Raw genomic sequence first — 21,487 nt, 5'->3', positions numbered from 1 at the left:
CCTGGGTATAGGCTTGCGGTTCTTCAGCCAGGCGGGGCGCCTTTCATGTTTCTGAGTGCGATCTATCGGTATCCGTTGAAGTCCGGCCAGGCCGAGACGCTCGAGGCGTCTTCGGTGGGTGCCTTGGGTTTGACCGGCGACCGCCGTTGGATGGTGGTGCGCGAAGACAACGGCCAGTTCCTCACCCAGCGCGCCTGGCCGCAGATGACCCAGATCGGCGCCTTGCACCAGCATGACGGCAGCTTGATCTTGCAGGCGCCGGGCATGGGCGCATTGCACGTGGCGGTACCGGGCGACGAAGCGCCCCTGCGCGGTGTGACCATCTGGCGCGACCTGTTGCAGGTGCCCGACGCGGGCGAGGCCGCCGCCGCCTGGCTCAGTGCCCTGCTGGGCAAAGCGCTGCGCCTGGTCCATTGCCCGGCGCAGCGCGCGCGCTTCCTGCCCAGCGGCTACGGCTCGGTCGACGATCGCGCCGCCTTTCCCGATGGTTTTCCGCTGCTGCTGATCGGGCAGGCCTCCCTGGACGAGCTGAACCGACGCATCAGCCGGCCGATGGCAATGCTGCGCTTTCGACCGAACCTGGTGGTGGAGGGCGCCGAGGCCTTCGCCGAAGACACCTGGACACGCATCCGCATCGGCGACACCACCCTGCGCGTGCTCAAGCCCAGCGTGCGCTGCATCCTCGTCACCCTCGACCCGGCCAGCGGCGCGCGCAGCCCCGACAAAGAACCGCTGACGACGCTGAAGACCTTCCGCAGTCACGAGGGCAATGTGCTGTTCGGACAGAATCTGGCCGCCGATGGCGAGGGTGTGGTGGCGCGGGGCATGCCGGTCGAAGTGCTCGGCTGATGCGACGCAGCGTCTAGAGAAACGCGAATTTGGCCAGGAAGATCACGCACAACACCCACAAACTGAGCGAAATCTGCCGGTGCTTGCCGGTACAGGCCTTGAGCACCACGTAGCTGATGAAGCCCAGTGCGATGCCGTCGGCCACCGAAAAGGTGAGCGGCATCATGATCAGGGTGACGATGGCCGGGATTGAGTCGGTCGCGTCGTCCCACTCGATGTGCGCCATGCTGCCCATCATCAGCATCGCCACGTAGATCAGCGCGCCGGCGGTGGCATAGGCCGGAATCATGCCGGCCAAAGGCGCGAAGAACATCGCCGCCACGAACAGCAGGCCCACCACCACGGCGGTCAAACCGGTGCGACCCCCAGCGGCCACGCCTGCGGCGCTTTCCACGTAGCTGGTCACCGGCGGCACGCCCACGGCGGCGCCGAACACGCTGGAGGCACTGTCGGCCTTCAGCGCGCGCGACAGGTTTTCGATGCGGCCGTCGGCGCGAACCAGGTTGGCCCGCTGCGCCACGCCCATCAGCGTGCCGGCCGTGTCGAACATGTGCACGAACAGAAACGCCAGCACCACGCTGATCATGCTGACGTTGAACACGCCGGCCACGTCCATGGCCAGCCAGGTCGGCGCCAGGCTCGGCGGCAGCGAGAACACGCCGCCGTATTGCACCAGGCCCAGGCCCCAGCCGATCAGGGTGACGCTGACGATGCTGATGAGGATCGCGCCGAACACGCGGTGGTAGCTCAGCACCGCGATCATCAGGAAACACAGTGCGGCTAGTAAAGGAGCTGGCTCATGCAGCGAGCCGAGCTTGATCAAAGTGGCCGGGCTGGCGACCACGATGCCGGCGGTTTTCAGGCCGATCACTCCGAGGAATAGACCGACGCCCGCACCCATGGCATGGCGCAGGCTCAACGGAATGCTGTTGAGCAACCATTCGCGCACCCGCGACAAGGTCAGGACCATGAACAGCACGCCCGAGACGAACACCGCGCCCAAGGCCGTTTCCCAGCTGTAGCCCATGGTCCCGACCACGGTATAGGTGAAGAAGGCGTTCAGGCCCATGCCCGGCGCCAGGCCCACCGGCCAGTTGGCGTACAGGCCCATCAGCAGGCAGCCGAGCGCGGCGGCGATGCAGGTCGCGACGAAGGCGGCGCCATGGTCGATGCCGGCGTCGGCCATGATGTTGGGGTTGACGAAGATGATGTACGCCATGGTGATGAAGGTGGTCATGCCGGCGATCAGCTCGGTTCTGACCGTGGTGCCGTGGCTGCTCAGGCGGAACAGGCGTTCGAGCAGGCCGCCTTTCGCGGATGGGGCAAGGTCTACGACGGGCGCATCGGATTTGCGGCTTTCCACAGCGAGTACTCCTCGAATCGTTCTTGTTGTTCGGAGCCTTGAATCCTGCGCTCGGCACGTGGCGGCCCCGTGAGGGATGGCAGCCGTCCGACTCGTTTGTTGACTGTTGAGTCAGGAAGTTGCCTGCTGGATTATGCGTTTGTGTACAAATAATGCAAATAATGTTTTCGATTTCGAGTGCACAATTTGCAGTACAGGCGCTATATGGCGCTTGGCCAACCTGCAGAAGCGCCTCAGGCTGTGTACAATGCGCCAGTACCTTGGCCCATCATTTTCATTCGGTCGCGCCAGCCCCTTCGACGCCTCCCGCCGTCGAGGCCCCTTGGCCCGCCCCACGTGCACGAGCGCCCATGAACGAACAGCTGCAACCTCTGAAGAAACCTGTGCGCGCCACCAAGGCCGGGCGCAGCGGCACCCAGGACGACATCGTCTACGCCCATATCTTCGAGGCCATTCTCGAACAGCGCCTGGCACCCGGCACCAAGCTCAGCGAAGAAGCCTTGGGGGAGATCTTCGGGGTCAGCCGCACCATCATCCGTCGCGCCCTGTCGCGCCTGGCCCATGAAAGCGTGGTGCTGTTGCGGCCCAATCGCGGAGCCGTCGTGGCCAGCCCTACGGTCGAGGAAGCACGCCAGGTGTTCTTCTCGCGGCGCATGGTCGAACGCGCGATCACCGAGCTTGCGGTGCAGCACGCCACGGCCGAGCAGCTCAACGAGTTGCGCCAGATGGTGCGTGAAGAGCGCGACAGTTTTTCGCGCGGCGACCGTGGTGCGGGCATTCGTCTGTCCGGCGAATTCCACCTAAAGCTGGCCGAAGTGGCCGGCAACGCGCCGCTGGTGAGTTTCCAGCGCAGCCTGGTGTCGCAGACCTCCTTGATCATCGCCCAGTACGAAAGCGGCAACCGCTCGCACTGCTCGTATGACGAACACTTGCAACTGATCGACGCCATCGAGGCGGGCGATGCGCAGCAGGCGGTCGCGCTGATGATGCATCACATGGACCATATCGACACCAAGCTCAATCTCGACGAAGACAGCGCTTCGGACGATCTGCATGCGGTGTTTTCGCATCTGCTGCAGAAAAAGAAGGCGGGCGGCAAGGGCTGAGCCTGTCGGCGCAGTTCAAAGCGCGTATTCCTGGGAATGCGCTCTCGCACAAGTAGCAGCGGTCGAATCGAGGCTGCATTGCCCCCGCACGTTGGACACCTATCAAACTCATGGGCCAGTTCGTGTTGGAGCGGCCGGTTCGGCGCTCCGATCAGCCGCGATGGCCGGCAGTGCCGGCCCAATGGCGCGTATCCGAACCACCCAGGGCTGATGCGGTGACTGAACTAGGGCCGCGTTGCGGCCCATCGCGGCTGAAGCCGCTCCAACAGCAGGCCGTGGCGCGGCCCTACGCCCGCTTGTGCACGCAGCGGCCGGCGGCATAGGTCTCACGCACGGTGCGGTCGTCACCCAGCGTGGTCAGCACGAACAAGGTTTCCTCGATGCTTCTGGACTGCTGCAAGCGGTAGTCGAGCAGTGGCGTGGCTTTATAGTCGAGCACCACGAAGTCGGCCTCGTTGCCGGGGCGCAGGCTGCCGATGCGGTCGTCCAGGCGCAGCGCCCGGGCGCCGCCCAGGGTCGCCAGGTACAGCGATTTGAACGGGTGCAGCCGCGCACCCTGGAGTTGCATGACCTTGTACGCCTCGTTCAAGGTGTTGAGCAGCGAGAAGCTGGTGCCCGCGCCGACGTCCGTACCCAGCCCCACATTGACCTTGAAGCGTTCGGCTTGCGGCAGGTTGAACAGCCCGCTGCCGAGGAACAGGTTCGAGGTCGGGCAGAACGCCACGGCCGAGCCGGTCTCGGCCAGCCGCTCGCACTCCGCGTCGCACAGGTGCACACCGTGGGCGAACACCGAGCGCTCGCCGAGCAGTTCAAAGTGGTCGTATACGTCCAGGTAGCCGCTGCGCTCGGGGAACAGCTCCTTGACCCAGTCGATCTCCTTGAGGTTTTCCGACAGGTGCGTGTGCAGGTACACGCCAGGGTTCTCCTTGAGCAGGCGCCCGGCGGCGGCCAGTTGCTCAGGTGTGCTGGTCGGCGCGAAGCGCGGGGTAACGGCGTATTGCAGGCGCCCTTTGCCATGCCAGCGCTGGATCAGCGCCTGGCTGTCGCGGTAGCCGGACTCGGCCGTGTCGGTAAGGTAGTCCGGCGCATTGCGGTCCATCATCACTTTGCCGGCGATCAGCCGCAGGTCCAGGCGCTCGGCCCGCTCGAACAGGGCGTTGACCGACTCAGGGTGCACACTGCCGAACACCAGCGCAGTCGTGGTGCCGTTGCGCAGCAGCTCGGCCAGGAAGATGTCCGCCACTTGGTCGGCGTGGCCCTTATCGGCGAACTGGCGCTCGCAAGGGAAGGTGTAGGTGTTCAGCCAATCCAGCAGTTGTTCGCCGTAGGAACCGATCATGCCGGTCTGTGGAAAATGTATATGGGTGTCGATGAAACCCGGCGTGATCAACGCATCCGGGTAATGCACCACCTCGATGTCGGCGTCCAGGGTCGGCAGCAGGTCGCTGGCCGCGCCCATGGCCTGGATGTGGCCCTGGTCAATCACCAGCAAACCGTCTTCGACGTATTCGTAGGAAGCCTCGATGCCGACCTCGGCCGGGTCGGCGAGGCTGTGCAGCAGGGCGGCGCGGTAGGCTTTGCGGGTAGCGGTCATGGCAGGCTCTTCAAAGGGCATGGCTGCGCCGCGTGGGCGGCAGCAACTGGGTAATGGGGCCGGCGTTCGCGGCAGCGTCGTGCTGGCCGAAGCGGGCGTTGTAGGTGGCAATGATTTCCGCGGCGATGGACACGGCGATCTCGATCGGCAGCTTGCCCTTGACCTCGGCGATGCCCATCGGGCAGCGCATGCGTGCCAGGTGCGGGTCGGCGAAGCCGCGTTGGCGCAGGCGGTGCTCGAACTTGACCCGCTTGGTCTTCGAGCCGATCAGCCCGAACCAGGTGAAGTCATTGCGGGCGAGCAGGGCGGCGGCGAGCTCCAGGTCCAGCGCGTGGTTGTGGGTCATGACGATGCAATAGCAACCTGGCGGCAAGGCCGCCACTTCGTCGACCGGTTCTTCGCTGACGATGCGCTGCACGCCTTCGGGGATCGATGCGGGAAATTCCTCCTCGCGCGAGTCGATCCAGCGCACTCGGCACGGCAGCGCGGCGAGCAAGGGTACCAGAGCCCGGCCGACATGGCCTGCGCCGAACACGGCGATCTGCGCCTGCACCGCCAGCATCGGCTCGAACAGCAGCACCGTGGCGCCGCCGCAGCATTGGCCCAGGCTCGCGCCCAGGCTGAAACGCTCCAGGTGCGGGGTGCTGCGCCGTTCGGCGAGCATCTGCCGAGCGATGTGCAGGGCCTTGAACTCCAGATGCCCACCGCCGATGGTGTCGTGCAGCGCACCGGCGCTGACCACCATCTTCGAGCCGGCATTGCGCGGGGTGGAGCCGCGCTCTTCGATGATGGTCACCAGCACGCAGGGTTCGCCGCGGCGCTGGTGGTCGGCTAGAGCGTCGATCCATTCGTACATGGTGCGTGACCTCTTGGACGTGTTGCGTTGTATGGCAGGGCGGGGAGGGGGCCAGCGTTCGGCGTCTGCCTGTCAGGCCTCGAGCGAGGCTCCAACAGGCTCGTCAAAGTCCTGGGTGTTCGCAGGTCGCCACGGCGCTGCTCACAACTGTGCCTTGCGCATCTGCTCGCAGCCCCACAGCACCCGCTCGGGCGTGGCCGGGGCATCGATCTCGGGCTGCACGCGGTAGTCGGCCAGGCTCGCCACCGCATCCTTGATCGCGCACCATGCGGCGATGCCCAGCATGAATGGCGGTTCGCCCACGGCCTTGGAATGGAACACCGTGTCTTCCGGGTTCTTGCGGTTCTCCACCAGTTTGACCCGCAGGTCCAGCGGCATGTCGGCCACCGCCGGGATCTTGTAACTGGCCGGCCCGTTGGTGACCAGCTTGCCCTTGGCGTTCCACACCAGCTCTTCGGTGGTCAGCCAGCCCATGCCCTGCACGAAGCCGCCTTCCACCTGGCCGATGTCGATGGCCGGGTTCAGCGACGCGCCGACGTCGTGGAGGATATCGGTACGCAGCATCTTGTACTCGCCAGTGAGGGTGTCGATCACCACTTCCACGCAGGCCGCGCCGAAGGCGTAGTAGTAGAACGGCCGGCCGCGCGCCTGGCTGCGGTCGTAGAAGAGCTTCGGCGTACGGTAGAAACCGGTGCTCGACAACGACACCTGCGCCAGGTACGCCAACTGCACCAATTGCTCGAGGCTGAGCAGTTGGTCGCGTGCCCGCACATGGCCGTTGTTGAACGCCACGTCCTCCTCGCTGACCTGGAAGTGCCGCGCCGCGAATTCGGTCAGGCGCTGCTTGAGGATCTGCGCCGCGTTCTGCGCCGCCTTGCCGTTCAGGTCCGCGCCGCTGGAGGCGGCGGTGGGCGAGGTGTTGGGCACTTTGTCGGTGTTGGTGGCGGTGATCTGGATACGGCTGAAATCGACCTGGAACACTTCGGCCACCACCTGCGCGACCTTGGTGTTCAAGCCCTGGCCCATCTCCGTGCCGCCGTGGTTGAGGTGGATGCTGCCGTCGGTATAGATGTGGATCAGTGCGCCGGCCTGGTTGAGGAAGCTGGCGGTGAAGGAGATGCCGAACTTCACCGGGGTCAAGGCCAGGCCTTTCTTGAGCACCGGGCTGGTCTCGTTGAAGCGGCGAATCGCTTCGCGACGCTCGGCGTAGTCGCAGCTGGCCTCGAGTTCGGCGGTCAGCTCTTCCAGCAGGTTGTGCTCGACCGTCTGGTAGTAGTGGGTGACGTTGCGTTCGGTCTTGCCATAGTAGTTGGCCTTGCGCACGGCCAGTGGGTCGAGGCGCAGGTGGCGGGCGATGTGGTCCATCACCTGCTCGATGGCGACCATGCCCTGAGGCCCGCCGAAGCCGCGGTAGGCGGTGTTGGAGGCGGTGTTGGTCTTGCAGCGATGGCCGTTGATCGTGGCATCGCCCAGGTAGTAGGCGTTGTCGGCGTGGAACATGGCGCGGTCGACGATCGAGCCGGACAGGTCCGGTGAGTAGCCGCAGTTGCCCGCCAGCTCCAGCTCGATGCCATGCAGGCGCCCGCTGTCGTCGAAGCCCACGTCGTACTCGACATAGAAGGGGTGGCGCTTGCCGGTCATGGTCATGTCTTCGACCCGTGGCAGGCGCATCTTGGTCGGTTGCCCGGTGAGGTGGGCGATCACCGCGCACAGGCACGCAGGGCTGGCCGCCTGGGTCTCCTTGCCGCCGAAACCGCCGCCCATGCGGCGCATGTCGAGCACGATGCGGTTCATCGGCACGTCCAGCACTTCGGCCACCAGCTTCTGCACCTCGGTGGGGTTCTGCGTGGAGCAGTAGACGATCATCCCGCCGTCTTCGCTGGGCATCACCGACGACACCTGGGTTTCCAGGTAGAAGTGCTCCTGGCCGCCGATGTGCAGGGTGCCTTGCAAACGATGCGGGGCGCTGGCCAGGGCTGCTGCGGAGTCGCCGCGCTGATGGCGGTGGCTGTCGAGCACGAAGTGCTGCTTGCGCAGCGCTTCGACCACGTCCAGCACCGGCTCCAGGTCTTGGTATTCGATGACCGCCGCCATGGCCGCACGGCGTGCCGTGTCCAGGTCGCAGGCGGCGACGGCGAGCACCGGCTGGCCGACGTATTCGACCAGGTCGATGGCCAGCAGCGGATCGCCGGCCACCACCGGGCCGATGTCCTTCAGGCCCGGGATGTCCTCGTGGGTGATGACGATACGCACGCCGTCGATGGCGTAGCAGGGCGCGGTGTCGATGCGCAGGATGCGCGCATGGGCGCGATCGGAAGTGCGTGCATACACGTGCAGTTGGTTGGGGAATTCCAGGCGGTCGTCGATGTATACCGCCTCGCCGCTGACGTGTTTGTCGGCGCTGTCGTGCTTGAGGCTGCGCCCGACCCCAGAGCAGAGGCCCTGGCTGAACAGTGCGGCCATTTCGGCCTGGCTCTTGACGGCGTGGTGGTTAGACATAGGCGGTCACCCGGGTTTCGATGTGCGGCGATTGCAGCTCGATGAAGTATTTGCGCAGCAGGTTCTGCGCGGTCAGCAGGCGGTACTGCTGGCTGGCGCGAAAGTCCGACAGCGGCGTGAAGTCCTGGACCAAGGCCTGGCAGGCGCGCTCGACGGTGGCCTGGTTCCACGGCTGGCCGCACAGGGCGTCCTCACAGGCGCGGGCGCGTTTGGGGATGGCCGCCATGCCGCCGAAGGCGGCGCGGGCTTCGCGCACGTTGCCGTCTTCGATGCGCAAGTTGAACGCGGCGCACACGGCCGAGATGTCGTCGTCCAGGCGTTTGGACACTTTGTAGGCACGGAACGACCAGTCGCTCTGGGCGCGCGGTACGCGGATCTTCTCGATGAACTCGCCGTCCTCACGGGCAGTGACGCGGTAATCGATGAAATAGTCTTCCAGCGCCAGGGTGCGCTGGCGGGCGCCTTGGCGCAGCACCAGCTCGGCGCCCAGAGCGATCAGCAGCGGTGGCGAATCGCCGATGGGCGAGGCATTGCCGATGTTGCCGCCCAGGGTGCCCTGGTTGCGGATCTGCAAGGAAGCGAAGCGTTGCAGCAGCGCGCCGAAGTCGGGGTAGTCGGCGTCGAGGGCGTGGTAGCAGTCGGTCAGCGCGGTGGCGGCGCCGATCTCCAGGTGGCTGTCGGTGCGCTCGATGCGTTTGAGTTCGGCCACCGCACCGACGTAGATCATCACCGGCAAGGTCTTGTGCTGCTGGGTGACTTCCAGGGCCAGGTCCGTACCGCCGGCCAGCAGCCGCGCCTCGGGGTGCGAGCCGTACAGTTCGGCCAGGTCGGCCACGGTCAGCGGCACCAGGCAGCGCTTGTCGCCACTGTTGAGTTCGCCGGTTTGTTGCGGGGCAATGGCCTGCAACTGGGCGATGGTGCGTGCCTGCTGTTCGTCGAACTGATCGCGGCAGGGGTGTTCGCAGCTCCGTTTGGCGGCGTCGAGGATGGGGCGGTAGCCGGTGCAGCGGCATAGGTTGCCGGCCAGGGCTTCGTGGGTCTGGTGCAGGTCGTGGCCCTGGCTGTTCTTCTGCAAGGCGAACAGCGACATGACGAAACCTGGCGTGCAGAAGCCGCATTGCGAGCCGTGGCAGTCGGCCATGGCCTGCTGCACGCTGTGCAGTTGCCCGCCGTGCTTCAAATCCTCCACGCTGATCAACTGCTTGCCGTGCAAGGAAGAGACGAACGTCAGGCAGCTGTTGAGGCTGCGATAGCGTAGGGCAGGGCCGTCGCCCTCGTCGACCAGTTCGCCGACCACCACGGTACAGGCGCCGCAATCGCCGCTGGCGCAGCCCTCCTTGGTACCGGGTTTGCCCAGGTGCTCGCGCAGGTACTGCAGCACCGTCACGTTCGGGTCCAGGCTGTGCTCGCTGCGCAGCGTCTGGTTGACGAGGAACTGGATCACGGGGATGGCCTCATGAAAGTTTTATTGTTGTCGGGCGGACTCTAAGCATGGCTGACCATGGGGTCAATAATTATCTGACCTTAAAGTCAGGAAAATCGCCGCTCGGTTGTCCGACTGCCCTAATGGCGTTGGTTTGAAGCGTAGTGCCCATGCAGGCTGCGGGCCAAGCTGAAACCTATACAAAAGCCCGTCATGGCGCTGCGCCAGGCCTGGGCAAGTGCGCTACAATCGCGCCTTTGCCCAGCCGGGGCACTGCACGAGGGCTTGGAGCCTGGCCAGATCGCATCCAGCGAGCCCGCTGCGCAACCACTTTCCTCAGGCCCTCCCGTTTTCCAAGGACCACCATGACGTTCAAGGCGCCGGACAGCCTCTCCGAGCAGATCGCCCACCACCTGGCCGAGCGGATCATCCGCGGCGAACTCGCCCCAGGCGAGCGCATTCAGGAGCAGAAGGTCACCCAGGCCCTGAACGTCAGCCGCGGTTCGGTGCGCGAAGCCTTGCTCATTCTCGAGCGGCGGCACCTGGTGATCATCCTGCCGCGTCGTGGCGCACAGGTGACGCGCCTGGACGAGCGCAGCGTGCGCAGCCTGTGCGCATTGATGGGCGAGCTGTACATCCTGCTCGGCAACCAGGTGGCGCAGAAGTGGCAGCACCAGGCCGACCTGCAGCCTTTTCTGTCGATCCAGCAGCGTTTGCAGCACGCCCATGACCATCAGGACATCAAAGCCTTCGTCGCCGACAGTTTCGCGGTGATGCGCGCCGCTTACCCCTTCGCCGACAACCCCTACCTGCAGGAAACCGTCGAAAACCTGCAGCCGGCCATGAGCCGCGCCTATTACCTGGCCCTGGAGCAACGCAAGGCAAGCATGATCGACTACCTGGAGCTGTTTGCCCGCCTGCTCGAAGCCGTGGTCGCCCGCGACCTGGCGCGCATCCGCGAAGTCTTGCAGGCCTACTGCCAGCGCAGCTGCGAGCTGGTGCTGGCCGCCTTGACGAAGGGTGATCGATGCGCCTGAAGTGTATTCGCCTGGCCGGCTTCAAATCCTTCGTCGACCCCACTACCGTGAACTTCCCCAGCAACATGGCGGCGGTGGTCGGGCCCAATGGGTGCGGCAAGTCCAACATCATCGACGCGGTGCGTTGGGTCATGGGCGAAAGCTCGGCCAAGAACCTGCGCGGCGAGTCGATGACCGACGTCATCTTCAACGGCTCCACCAGCCGCAAACCGGTGAGCCAGGCCAGCATCGAGCTGGTGTTCGACAACAGCGACAACACCCTGGTGGGCGAATACGCCGCCTATGCGGAAATCTCCATCCGCCGCAAGGTCACCCGCGACGCGCAGAACACCTATTACCTCAACGGCACCAAATGCCGGCGCCGCGACATCACCGACATCTTCCTCGGCACGGGGCTGGGCCCGCGCAGCTATTCGATCATCGAACAAGGAATGATCTCCAAGCTGATCGAGGCCAAGCCCGAGGAGTTGCGCAACTTCATCGAGGAAGCCGCCGGCATCTCCAAGTACAAGGAGCGCCGCCGCGAAACCGAGAACCGCATTCGTCGCACGCAAGAAAACCTGGCGCGTCTGACCGACCTGCGCGAAGAGCTGGAGCGCCAGCTCGAGCGCCTGCATCGCCAGGCCCAGGCCGCAGAGAAGTACCGCGAGTACAAAGCCCAGGAGCGTCAGCTCAAAGCGAACTTGACCGCGCTGCGCTGGCGCGACCTGGATCTGCGTGTAGGGCAGCGCGAGGGCGCCATCGGCGACCAGGAGGTGGCCTTCGAGGCGCTGGTGGCCGAACAGCGCAACGCCGATGCCAGCATCGAACGCCTGCGCGACGGGCACCATGAACTGTCCGAGCGCTTCAATCAGGTGCAGGCGCGCTTCTATTCGGTGGCCGGCGACATCGCCCGGGTCGAGCAGAGCATCCAGCACGGCCAGCAGCGCTTGCGCCAATTGCAGGCCGACCTGCAAGAAGCCGAGCGCAGCCGCCTGGAAACCGAATCGCACCTGGGCCACGATCGCACCTTGCTGGCCACCTTGGGTGAAGAGCTGGAAATGCTCGAGCCCGAGCAGGAGTCGACCCTGGCCGCCGCCGAAGAGGCCGCCGCCGTGCTCGAAGAAGCCGAGTTGGGCATGCAGAGTTGGCAGGAGCAATGGGACAGCTTCAACACCCGCTCGGCCGAACCGCGGCGCCAGGCCGAAGTGCAGCAATCGCGCCTGCAACAGTTGGAATCCGGGTTGGAGCGCTTGCTCGAACGTCAGCGCAAGCTGGCCGAAGAGCGCGACCAGCTCGGTGCCGATCCGCAGGATGCCGCCCTGCTGGAGGTCGCCGAGCAGGTGGCCAGCAGCGAGATGCTCCTTGAAGAGTTGCAGGTCGAGGAAGAGCAGGCCGTCGAAAGCCTGGAAGTCGTGCGCGGCCAGTTGCAGCGAGCCAACCAGGACCAGCAGACGCGTCAAGCCGAGTTGCAGCGCTTGGGCGGACGCCTGGCTTCGCTCGAAGCCTTGCAGCAGGCGGCGCTGGAGCCAGGTGCCGGCGCTGCCGACTGGTTGCGCAGCCAAGGCCTGGAGCAGCGCCCGCGGCTGGCCGATGGCCTGCGCGTCGAGCCGGGTTGGGAGCTGGCGGTGGAAACCGTGCTCGGCGCGGATTTGCAGGCGGTGCTGGTGGACGACTTCGCTGGCCTCGAACTGGGTGCCCTGGAGCAGGGCGAGTTGCGCTTGTTGTTACCACATCCGGGCGGCGTTGCCGCTGCCAGCAGCCTGTTGGGCAAAGTCGAAGGCCGCGCCGACCTTGCGCCGTGGCTGGCCAACGTGACCCCGGTGGAAACGCTCGAGCAGGCCTTGGCCTTGCGTGCGCAACTGGCCGAGGGCCAGAGCCTGATCAGCCGCGACGGCTATTGGGTCGGCCGTCATTACCTGCGCGTCAGCCGCGGCAGCGAAGCCCAAGGCGGGGTGCTGGCGCGCGGCCAGGAAATCGAGCGGCTGGCCGAACAGCAGAGCGAGCATCAGGCGCTGCTCGAACACAGTGAGCAACAGCTGGTGGCCTTGCACGAGCAGCAACGCGCCGCCGAAGCGCAGCGCGAGCAGTTGCGCCGCCGCAGCCAGGAGGAAAACCGCCAGTTGGGCGAGCTCAAAGCGCGCTTGTCGGCGGGTCGCGCACGCGCCGAGCAACTGGCCCTGCGCCGACAGCGGCTGATCGAAGAACTGGCCGAAATCGACGAGCAGCGTGCGCTGGACATGGAGTCACTGGGCGAGTCGCGCTTGCTGTTGCAGGAAGCCCTCGACCTGATGGCCGACGACACCGGCCAGCGCGAGCAGCTGCTCAGCCGCCGCGACAGCCTGCGCGAAACCCTCGAGCGCGTACGCCAGGAGGCGCGCCAGCACAAGGACCACGCCCATCAACTGGCGGTACGCCTCGGTTCGCTGCGCGCCCAGCACGACTCCACCCGCCAGGCCCTGGAACGCCTGGAACAGCAGGCCGAGCGCCTGATCGAGCGCCAGGAGCAACTGAGCCTGAACCTGGAGGAGGGCGCTGCGCCCATTGAAGAGCTGTCGATGAACCTCGAAGCGCTGCTGGAGCAGCGCATGGGCGTCGACGAAGAAATGCGCCAGGCGCGCCTGCACATGGAAGACGCCGACCGCGAGCTGCGCGCCGTGGAAAAGCGCCGCACCCAGGCCGAGCAGCAGGCGCAGTTGCTGCGCGGGCAACTGGAGCAGATGCGCTTGGAAAGCCAGGGCCTGGACGTGCGCCGCAAAACCTTGCAAGAGCAATTGCTGGCCGATGGCTTCGATCTGCACGGGGTGCTCGCCATCCTCGAAGACGAGGCCACTGAGCAGAGCACCGAACAAGCGCTGGAGCAGGTCGAGGCGCGTATCCAGCGCCTTGGCGCGATCAACCTGGCGGCCATCGAAGAGTACGAGCAGCAATCCGAGCGCAAGCGCTACCTGGATGCGCAGAACGCCGACCTGGTCGAGGCGTTGGACACCCTGGAAAACGTCATCCGCAAGATCGACAAGGAAACGCGCAATCGCTTCAAGGATACCTTTGATCAGATAAATGCCGGTTTGCAGGCACTATTTCCAAAAGTTTTCGGCGGTGGCAGCGCTTATCTGGAACTGACGGGCGAAGATTTACTCGATACAGGGGTGACGATCATGGCGCGCCCGCCCGGCAAGAAGAACAGCACCATCCATTTGTTGTCCGGCGGCGAGAAAGCGTTGACGGCATTGGCCTTGGTATTTGCCATCTTCAAGCTCAATCCGGCGCCGTTCTGCATGCTCGACGAAGTCGATGCGCCGCTGGACGATGCCAACGTGGGTCGCTATGCCAGGCTGGTCAAGGAAATGAGCGAAACGGTGCAGTTCATCTACATCACCCACAACAAGATCGCCATGGAAATGGCCGATCAGTTGATGGGGGTCACCATGCATGAGCCAGGTTGCTCGCGGCTGGTGGCGGTGGATGTCGAAGCGGCCATGGCCATGGTCGACACATGACGCAGGAACGACGAGTCACGCTGTGTAGGCTTATTTCCTGACAACGGCGACAGACGGTGTAAAGTTTCGTGACGGCATGCTAGCTTTACGTCACTCGTTTGCACGCGGGTAAAAGCCTTGGCAGAACATAGGCTTGGCGCTGCGTGTTAAAGGGCTTTTGAACCCTTTGTTTTTCAGAATAATTTTTTACAGAGGCACGGGATTACATGGAAATCGGTCTGCGCGAGTGGCTGATCCTTATCGGCATCATTGTCATTGCCGGCATTCTCTTCGACGGCTGGCGGCGCATGCGCGGCGGCAAGGGCCGTCTGAAATTCCGCCTGGACCGCAGCTATTCCAACGCCCAGGACGACGACGGCAGCGCCGAGGTGCTCGGCCCTCCGCGTGTGCTGGACACGCACAAAGAGCCCGAGCTGGACGAAGAAGACCTGCCTTCGATGAGCGCCTCGGACCGCGACCGCGATGTGCCGCCGGTCAAGCCTGCCAAACGTGCCAAGCGCCCGGAACCGGCACCGATCGCCACGCCCCTGGTGGCCGAAGCACGCGAGCCCGAAGTGTTCAGCGCCAGCGACGACTATCAGGAAGACCCAGGCCGCAACAGCGGTTTCGCGGCTTCCGGCGAGCCGGTCAAGGAGGCTCCTGCGGCCGAGGAAGTATTGGTTATTAGCGTGATCTCCCGCGATCCGGGCGGCTTCAAAGGCCCGGCATTGCTGCAGAACATCCTGGAAAGCGGACTGCGCTTCGGCGACATGGACATCTTCCATCGCCACGAAAGCATGGCCGGCCACGGCGAAGTGCTGTTCTCCATGGCCAATGCGGTCAAGCCTGGCATCTTCGATCTGGACGACATCGACCACTTCAGCACCCGTGCGGTGAGCTTCTTCCTCGGTCTGCCGGGCCCGCGTCATCCCAAGCAGGCATTCGATGTGATGGTCGCGGCAGCGCGCAAGCTGGCCCACGAGCTCGACGGCGAGCTCAAGGACGACCAACGCAGCGTGCTCACCGCGCAAACCATCGAGCACTACCGCCAGCGCATCGTCGAGTACGAGCGCCGCGCCCTGACGCAGAAACGCTGATGCAGCCCAACGAGCGGGCGCGCACGCGATCCGCTCGCGACGATCGAAACGAAAGAGCAGCCCTGGCGGATGACGCCGGACAGTTAAGCTAAAACAGTGTTATTTGGGGCTGCCTTGCAGCCCATCGCGGCTAAAGCCGCTCCCACGGACGTAATCCTGTAGGAGCGGCTTTAGCCGCGATGGGCCGCAAAGCGGCCCCGATTGCTTAACTGACAGCCATTAGCCCTAGCCGCTGCTCTTTTGCTTTGCAGAGAACACGACCATGACCGCCGAAACCCGAATCCACGCACTGCGCGCCGAGCTCGACCAGCACAACTACCGCTACTACGTGCTCGACGAGCCGAGCGTGCCCGATGCCGAATACGACCGCCTGTTCAACGAGCTGAAAAGCCTGGAAGCCGAGCATCCGCACCTGGTGACCCCTGATTCGCCCACCCAGCGCGTCGGTGGCACGGCCTTGGCGGCGTTCGATCAGGTGCGCCACGCACTGCCTATGCTGAGCCTGGGCAACGCCTTCGAAGAAGCCGATCTGCGCGAGTTCGGCCGCCGCGTCACCGAGGGTCTCGACCTGCCCGGCGAGCAGGCGGGGGTGGACTACAGCTGCGAGCCCAAGCTCGATGGCCTCGCGGTCAGCCTGCTGTACCGCAACGGCCAGCTCGTGCAAGGCGCCACCCGCGGCGACGGCACCACCGGCGAAGACATCAGCAGCAACGTGCGGACCATCCGCAACGTGCCGCTGAAGCTGCAAGGCACCGGCTGGCCCGATGTGCTGGAGGTGCGCGGCGAGGTGTTCATGAGCAAGGCCGGCTTCGAGCGGCTCAACGCGGCCCAGGCCGACATCGGTGGCAAGACCTTCGCCAACCCGCGCAACGCCGCAGCCGGCAGCCTGCGCCAGCTCGACTCGAAGATCACCGCCAGCCGTCCGTTGGAATTCTGCTGCTACGGCGTCGGCCAGACCTCCGCGCCGATCGCCCCTAGCCACATCGAGACCCTGGAGCAGCTCAAGGCCTGGGGCCTGCCGATCAGCCGCGAGCTCAGGCATGCAGCCGGGACCGAAGAGTGCCTGGCCTATTACCATGACATCGGCGAACGGCGTACGGCGCTGCCGTATGAAATCGACGGGGTGGTGTTCAAGGTCAACAGCCTGGCCTCGCAGCGCGAGCTGGGCTTCCGCGCCCGCGAGCCGCGTTGGGCCATCGCCCACAAGTTCCCGGCCATGGAAGAGCTCACCGAAGTGCTCGACGTCGAGTTCCAGGTGGGCCGCACCGGTGCCGTGACCCCGGTCGCGCGCCTGCGTCCGGCGAAAGTGGCCGGCGTGACGGTGTCCAACGCGACCTTGCATAACATGGACGAAATCGCCCGGTTGGACGTGCACATCGGCGACACGGTGATCATTCGTCGCGCCGGCGACGTCATTCCGCAGGTAATGCAAGTGGTGCTCGAACGCCGCCCCGAAGATGCCCGCGCCGTGCAGATCCCCAGCGAGTGCCCGGTCTGTGGCTCGCCGGTCGAGCGCACGCAACTGGTCAAACGCAGCAAGGGCAGGGCGGTGGTCAGCGAAGGCGCGGTGTACCGTTGTGTCGGCCGCCTGAGCTGCGCCGCACAACTCAAACAGGCCATCATCCACTACGTGTCGCGGCGCGCCATGGACATCGACGGCATCGGCGAGAAGAGCGTCGAGCAACTGGTCGACGAAGGCCTGATCCGCTCGCCGGCCGATCTGTACGCGTTGCAGTACGAGCAGATCGTCGGCCTGGAAGGGTTTGCCGAGGTATCAAGCAACAAGCTTCTGGACGCGATCAAGGCCAGCCAGCGCCCGACCCTGGCGCGCTTCATCTACGCCCTGGGCATTCCCGACGTCGGCGAGGAAACCGCCAAGGTCTTGGCCCGTTCCTTGGGCAGCTTGGCCCGTGTGCAGGCGGCCTTGCCGCAAGTGCTGACCTACCTGCCGGACATCGGCCTGGAAGTCGCCCATGAGATCCACAACTTCTTCGAAGCCGAGCACAACCGTGAGGTCATCGGCCAGTTGCTCGCCAGCGGCATGCAGTTGCAGGACGAGGGCGAACTGGCTCCGGAGTTCGCTGCCAGCACCACCCTGGCCGGGCTGATCGCCAAGCTCGACATCCCATCGGTAGGCCCGACCGGCGCCGAAAAGCTGGTGGCCAAACTTGGCAGCCTCGACGCGATCATCGCCGCCGACGGCATCGACTTGCGCCAGGCGCTGTCGGCCAAGCCTGCCGACGCCGTACGGGAATTCTTCAAGGACCCGGCCAACCAGCAGCTGGCGCGTGCCCTCGAAGCGCAACTGCTCGAGTTCGGCATGCACTGGAATAGCGAGAAGAAGACCGCCGAAGGTCTGCCCCTGGCCGGGCAGACCTGGGTCTTGACCGGCAGCCTGGAGCGCATGAGCCGCGACATCGCCAAGGACCATCTGGAAAGCCTGGGCGCCAAGGTGGCAGGCTCCGTGTCGAGCAAGACCCACTGCGTGGTGGCCGGCCCCGGTGCCGGTTCCAAGTTGACCAAGGCCAACGAACTGGGGCTCAAGGTGCTGGACGAGGAGCAGTTCGTGGCCTTCCTCGACGGCCAGGGGATCGCCCTTTGAGGCAAGTCATTGAGAAATGATGGTTTTTTCTTGAGGCAGAGGTTGTAAGTTCCCTGTGGAAGGGTACAATGGCGCAGTTCGTCACATGGCGAACCGCGTTAGTGGTGGCCCTACCGGTCCCCCCGCAACGATTACCCGTCAACCTGGTCAGATCCGGAAGGAAGCAGCCACAGCGGGAACATTGTGTGCCGGGGTGTGGCTGGTGGGGCTGCCTCCATTTCAGGGGTCGAAAATCTTGTCGACCCTACCGTAGCGTCCTTTCCTGTATCGAATCCCACATCTGCCCCTCAGCGCGCCTCAAGCGCTTGAATGGCATCTGCGCGCCGCTTGCCTTTGTGCGATTGTTCGGCCGCCACCTTGACCAGCCGCTGAAAGGTCGGACATGCCAGATGATCCGTCTGCGGGCACTGCGCGGCATGTCGCAGGCCCTTGCTCATCGCTTGCAAGCGCTTTATCCGCGTATCGAGCAGGTCGGCCTGTTCGGAAAGGCGCGCGCGATCCACTTCTCCTTCGGTCAGCATCGCCATGACCTCGTCCAGGGAAAAACCCGCCGCCTGGCCCAGCGCTATCAGCGCCAGGCGCTGAACCACGTCGGGCGCGAACTGGCGGCGTTGGCCGTGGCCGGAGAGTGGGGTGATCAGCCCTTTATTGGCGTAGTAACGCAGGGTCGAGGCAGGTACGCCAGTGCGGCGGGCGACGTCGGAAATGTCCATGGGCTGGCTCCTTGACTTGAAGTCGACTTCAACTTGTAGGCTGCCCCGCAGGCTGGATCACGTCAATCTGCGGAGAATCGAAGTATGGAAATCGCAACCTTCATCGGCACGAGCCTGGCGCTCGGCGTCGGTGCCACCTTGGTCATGGATGCCTGGGCGCTGCTGCTCAGGTGCCTCGGCGTGCGGACCTTGGACTATGCGCTGGTGGGGCGCTGGCTTGGGCATTTGACGCGGGGGCAGTGGCGCCATGGGGCGATTGCCAAGGCAAGTCCCGTGCTCTGCGAGCGGCCGTTGGGCTGGGTGGCGCATTACAGTATTGGCGTCTGTTTCGCTGCTGTGCTTTTGGGTTGGCTGGGCGTGCCGTGGCTGGCCTCGCCCACGGTCGGGCCGGCGCTGGGTTTCGGTCTGGCGACTGTGCTATTGCCCTTGCTGGTGATGCAGCCGGCGATGGGGGCTGGGGTCTTCGCTCGGCGCACACCAACACCGGTCCGGGCATGTGTGCGCAGCTTGGCGACCCATGGGGTGTTTGGACTGGGATTGTATGGAACTGCATGGGTGATGGGGTTGGGCAGTTGAGCAGGCACTACTCCGGTCTGCCGAATCAGCAGCTACGCCTACCAAGAGCCGTCTTCGCTGCACAAAGCGGTGATGCGTTCCAAGCGGCGAGGTGCAACTTGAATGCACAACGCCAGCGTTAGGCTGGCGTTGTGTTTAAAGCGTATAGCGGTGAGGCGTAAGCGTCAGAGCGTCCACTTCAAGCTGAACATCACGTTGCGCGGGTCGCCGTAAGTACCATTGCCGGTCCCGTTCGGGATGCCCTGCCAGTACTTCTCGTCGGTGACGTTGTTGAAGTTGACGCGGCCGTCCCAGTGCTCGTCGAAGCGGTAGCCGGCCATCAAGCCCAGAATGGCGTAACTGTCCTGGGTCGAGTGGCCGGTGCCGACGCGGTAATAGGTTTCGCTTTGGGCGAATACGTCCGCACCGATACGAAACTTGCTCAAGTCGCCGGTCAGGTTGTAGGTGGTGGCGGCCTTGAACAAATGTTTGGGTTGCTCGGGCGCGAAGCGCTTGCCTTGATAAGTATCGTCTTTGCTGTACTCGCTCAACACGTAGACGTAAGAGGCCGAGAAATTCCAATCCGGGGTCAAGGCGCCGCTGATTTCTGTATCGATACCGCGGCTACGCACTTCACCCGCAGCGTCATAGCACGAGCGCGGTGGGGCGCAGCCCGAGACGTCGGCAGACAACAGGTAAGGACGGTTCTGCTGAGTCATGTCGAACAACGCGACGGAAGCGTTCAGGCCGCCGTCGAAGTATTCACCCTTCAGGCCGATTTCATAGCTTTCGCCGGTCGTAGGCTCCAGCACGCTGCCGGAAGAGTCCAGCGTATCTTGAGGTTTGTAGATTTCGGTATAGCTGGCGTAGGCCGAATAGGTGTCGTTCAGATCGTAGATCACACCCGCATACGGGGTGAATTCACGCGTGGCTTTATAGCTGCTGCCGTAGGTTTCGTTCTCGAAGTCGAACCAGCTCACACGGCCGCCCAGGATCACATGCAGCGGATCGATCGGGTTGAGGCGAACGACGGCATACCCTGCTTTTTCCGTCGTAACCGTCTTGTTGGCGTAAGCGCCACGGTCTTCGATGGAAGGTTTGACCACGCTGTCTGGGTTGAAATTATAGATATCGACTGGCGTCAGCTCCCAATAGCCGCCGCGAATGTGGTAGTCCTCATGACGCTTGCTGACGCCGGTCTGGAACTGGTGTTCGCGGCCAAAGGCCTGGAACGCGCCGCTCAACGAAGCGTCGAGGTTCAGCAGATCGTCGTCAGTGAGGTATTGGCCTGAGGCTGTGCCCAGGTCGTCCACCGAGGTGTAGGCGTAGGTGGGGTTGGTCGAACCCAGGTAGTTGGAGAACGTGTCTGACTCGTTCCACATCTTCTGCGCGGCGAACTTGGCTTTCCAGCCGTTGTTGAAGGTGTGGGTGATGTCGCCGAACAACGTGTAGTTGTCCTGGTCCCAATAAGCCCATTTGCCGGCCAGGTAGGTCGAGCGGGACAGGCCGAGGTTTTCGCCGTTCGGACCGCTTGGCAGGCTGCCCCAGTCGGAGGTTTTGTCCTCGCGTTGCTTGGAGGCGCCAACGGTGACGGTCGTAGCATCGTTCAGGTCGGCCTCCAGGATGCCGTAGAAGGTCTGGCGCTTGTTCTCGCGGACATCGATGAAGCTTTGGTTGTCCTCGTAGGCCGCCACCACACGGCCGCGCACGGTGCCACTGTCGTTGAGCTTGTTGGAGGCATCGACCTCGGTGCGGTAGCGATCCCAGCTGCCCGCGCTGGTAGTCACACTGACTTGCGGCGTAGCGGTGGGGCGCTTGCGTACCAGGTTCAACGTGGCCGAGGGGTCGCCAGCGCCCGTCATCAGACCGGTGGCGCCGCGGACCACTTCGATATGGTCATAGATCGCCAGGTCCGGCGAGGCCATGGTGTCGAGGGTGAAGGTGCCTACCGATGTCGGCAGGCCATCGAACATCAGGTTGTCGATGCGGAAACCACGGGCGCGGAACTCCTGACGGTCGGAGCCGAACTTGCGCAAGGTGATACCGGGCGCGAACTTCACCACATCGTTGAGATCGGTCAGCCCTTGGTCCTCGATCCGCTGCCGCGTAATCACGCTCACCGACTGCGGCGTCTGGCGAATCGACAGCGGCAGGCCAGCGGACGTACCCATCGCGCCGGTGGTATACGAGCGCGTCCCCTCGGTAGTCGTCTGCCCTTGAAGGCTGTCGGCATCGGCCGTAACGGTGCTCGCACCCAGTTCGACCACATCGGCGGCGTATACCAGCGTGCTGGCGCTGGCCAGCGAGATCATTAGCGCCAGGCGGCGCAGCGGAA

14 protein-coding genes and 1 other RNA gene are annotated in these 21,487 nt (G+C 64.4%); 8 read left to right on the top strand and 7 right to left on the bottom strand.

Annotation, left to right across the window (positions count from 1 at the left end; genetic code table 11):
- Nucleotides 1-45: 45 nt before the first annotated feature.
- Nucleotides 46-849, top strand: coding sequence for an MOSC domain-containing protein (locus ACSMEV_RS16710; RefSeq protein WP_459206145.1), 804 nt, complete (start codon nucleotides 46-48; stop codon nucleotides 847-849).
- A 13-nt stretch (nucleotides 850-862) separates the two neighbouring features.
- Here ACSMEV_RS16710 and ACSMEV_RS16705 read toward each other — a convergent pair whose 3' ends face one another.
- Nucleotides 863-2,212, bottom strand: a complete 1,350-nt coding sequence (locus tag ACSMEV_RS16705) for an NCS2 family permease (RefSeq protein ID WP_459206144.1) — start codon at nucleotides 2,210-2,212, stop codon at nucleotides 863-865.
- A 350-nt stretch (nucleotides 2,213-2,562) separates the two neighbouring features.
- Between ACSMEV_RS16705 and ACSMEV_RS16700 the strand changes: the two genes are divergently transcribed.
- On the top strand, nucleotides 2,563-3,318 hold the full coding sequence (locus ACSMEV_RS16700; protein ID WP_414707866.1) for a GntR family transcriptional regulator: 756 nt from the start codon (nucleotides 2,563-2,565) through the stop codon (nucleotides 3,316-3,318).
- A 286-nt stretch (nucleotides 3,319-3,604) separates the two neighbouring features.
- Here the strand turns inward: ACSMEV_RS16700 and guaD are convergent, their stop codons facing one another.
- From guaD to xdhA, 4 genes are all read right to left on the bottom strand, one after another.
- Complete coding sequence (guaD, locus tag ACSMEV_RS16695) at nucleotides 3,605-4,912, bottom strand: guanine deaminase (protein ID WP_459206143.1); 1,308 nt, start codon at nucleotides 4,910-4,912, stop codon at nucleotides 3,605-3,607.
- 10 nt (nucleotides 4,913-4,922) lie between these two features.
- Complete coding sequence (gene xdhC, locus ACSMEV_RS16690) at nucleotides 4,923-5,768, bottom strand: xanthine dehydrogenase accessory protein XdhC (RefSeq protein ID WP_459206142.1); 846 nt, start codon at nucleotides 5,766-5,768, stop codon at nucleotides 4,923-4,925.
- A 141-nt stretch (nucleotides 5,769-5,909) separates the two neighbouring features.
- Nucleotides 5,910-8,267, bottom strand: a complete 2,358-nt coding sequence (xdhB, locus tag ACSMEV_RS16685; RefSeq protein WP_459206141.1) for a xanthine dehydrogenase molybdopterin binding subunit — start codon at nucleotides 8,265-8,267, stop codon at nucleotides 5,910-5,912.
- Complete coding sequence (gene xdhA, locus ACSMEV_RS16680; protein WP_459206140.1) at nucleotides 8,260-9,711, bottom strand: xanthine dehydrogenase small subunit; 1,452 nt, start codon at nucleotides 9,709-9,711, stop codon at nucleotides 8,260-8,262. The genes xdhB and xdhA overlap by 8 nt, the downstream gene beginning before the upstream one ends.
- A 344-nt stretch (nucleotides 9,712-10,055) precedes the next feature.
- Between xdhA and ACSMEV_RS16675 the strand changes: the two genes are divergently transcribed.
- From ACSMEV_RS16675 to ffs, 5 genes are all read left to right on the top strand, one after another.
- The gene (locus ACSMEV_RS16675; RefSeq protein WP_459206139.1) at nucleotides 10,056-10,727 is read left to right on the top strand and encodes a GntR family transcriptional regulator; all 672 of its coding nucleotides are present in this window, start codon (nucleotides 10,056-10,058) and stop codon (nucleotides 10,725-10,727) included.
- Nucleotides 10,718-14,206 carry a chromosome segregation protein SMC gene (smc, locus tag ACSMEV_RS16670; protein ID WP_459206138.1) on the top strand — a complete coding sequence of 1,163 codons (3,489 nt, stop codon included), beginning with the start codon at nucleotides 10,718-10,720 and terminating at the stop codon, nucleotides 14,204-14,206. The genes ACSMEV_RS16675 and smc overlap by 10 nt, the downstream gene beginning before the upstream one ends.
- 206 nt (nucleotides 14,207-14,412) lie before the next feature.
- A complete protein-coding gene (gene zipA / locus ACSMEV_RS16665; RefSeq protein WP_459206137.1) occupies nucleotides 14,413-15,282 on the top strand; it encodes a cell division protein ZipA in 870 nt (289 codons plus the stop codon).
- 262 nt (nucleotides 15,283-15,544) lie between these two features.
- A complete protein-coding gene (gene ligA / locus ACSMEV_RS16660) occupies nucleotides 15,545-17,884 on the top strand; it encodes an NAD-dependent DNA ligase LigA (protein WP_459206136.1) in 2,340 nt (779 codons plus the stop codon).
- A gap of 111 nt (nucleotides 17,885-17,995) precedes the next feature.
- An RNA gene (ffs, locus tag ACSMEV_RS16655) (signal recognition particle sRNA small type) lies at nucleotides 17,996-18,092 on the top strand.
- Between the two features lie 79 nt (nucleotides 18,093-18,171).
- Here ffs and ACSMEV_RS16650 read toward each other — a convergent pair.
- Nucleotides 18,172-18,597, bottom strand: a complete 426-nt coding sequence (locus tag ACSMEV_RS16650) for a helix-turn-helix domain-containing protein (RefSeq protein WP_459206135.1) — start codon at nucleotides 18,595-18,597, stop codon at nucleotides 18,172-18,174.
- 84 nt (nucleotides 18,598-18,681) lie between these two features.
- Between ACSMEV_RS16650 and ACSMEV_RS16645 the strand changes: the two genes are divergently transcribed.
- Nucleotides 18,682-19,173 (top strand): DUF2938 domain-containing protein, encoded by a 492-nt coding sequence (locus tag ACSMEV_RS16645; protein ID WP_459206134.1) that lies wholly within the window; start codon nucleotides 18,682-18,684, stop codon nucleotides 19,171-19,173.
- Between the two features lie 164 nt (nucleotides 19,174-19,337).
- On the opposite strand, the gene ACSMEV_RS16640 is transcribed toward ACSMEV_RS16645, so the two are convergent.
- Nucleotides 19,338-21,464 carry a TonB-dependent siderophore receptor gene (locus ACSMEV_RS16640; protein ID WP_459208370.1) on the bottom strand — a complete coding sequence of 709 codons (2,127 nt, stop codon included), beginning with the start codon at nucleotides 21,462-21,464 and terminating at the stop codon, nucleotides 19,338-19,340.
- Nucleotides 21,465-21,487 lie beyond the last annotated feature (23 nt).

Source organism: Pseudomonas sp. MLB6B, from assembly GCF_054508135.1.
The sequence above is the reverse complement of the archived record's forward strand: the minus strand, read 5'-3'. Positions and strand labels throughout refer to the sequence as shown.

Excerpts from the sequence above, each read along its gene's own strand:
- ACSMEV_RS16640 (WP_459208370.1), bottom strand. The coding sequence starts at position 21,464 with ATGATCTCGCTGGCCAGCGCCAGCACGCTGGTATACGCCGCCGATGTG.
- guaD (WP_459206143.1), bottom strand. The coding sequence starts at position 4,912 with ATGACCGCTACCCGCAAAGCCTACCGCGCCGCCCTGCTGCACAGCCTC.
- ACSMEV_RS16645 (WP_459206134.1), top strand. The coding sequence starts at position 18,682 with ATGGAAATCGCAACCTTCATCGGCACGAGCCTGGCGCTCGGCGTCGGT.
- ligA (WP_459206136.1), top strand. The coding sequence starts at position 15,545 with ATGACCGCCGAAACCCGAATCCACGCACTGCGCGCCGAGCTCGACCAG.
- zipA (WP_459206137.1), top strand. The coding sequence starts at position 14,413 with ATGGAAATCGGTCTGCGCGAGTGGCTGATCCTTATCGGCATCATTGTC.
- smc (WP_459206138.1), top strand. The coding sequence starts at position 10,718 with ATGCGCCTGAAGTGTATTCGCCTGGCCGGCTTCAAATCCTTCGTCGAC.
- ACSMEV_RS16650 (WP_459206135.1), bottom strand. The coding sequence starts at position 18,597 with ATGGACATTTCCGACGTCGCCCGCCGCACTGGCGTACCTGCCTCGACC.
- ACSMEV_RS16710 (WP_459206145.1), top strand. The coding sequence starts at position 46 with ATGTTTCTGAGTGCGATCTATCGGTATCCGTTGAAGTCCGGCCAGGCC.
- xdhB (WP_459206141.1), bottom strand. The coding sequence starts at position 8,267 with ATGTCTAACCACCACGCCGTCAAGAGCCAGGCCGAAATGGCCGCACTG.
- ACSMEV_RS16675 (WP_459206139.1), top strand. The coding sequence starts at position 10,056 with ATGACGTTCAAGGCGCCGGACAGCCTCTCCGAGCAGATCGCCCACCAC.
- xdhC (WP_459206142.1), bottom strand. The coding sequence starts at position 5,768 with ATGTACGAATGGATCGACGCTCTAGCCGACCACCAGCGCCGCGGCGAA.
- ACSMEV_RS16700 (WP_414707866.1), top strand. The coding sequence starts at position 2,563 with ATGAACGAACAGCTGCAACCTCTGAAGAAACCTGTGCGCGCCACCAAG.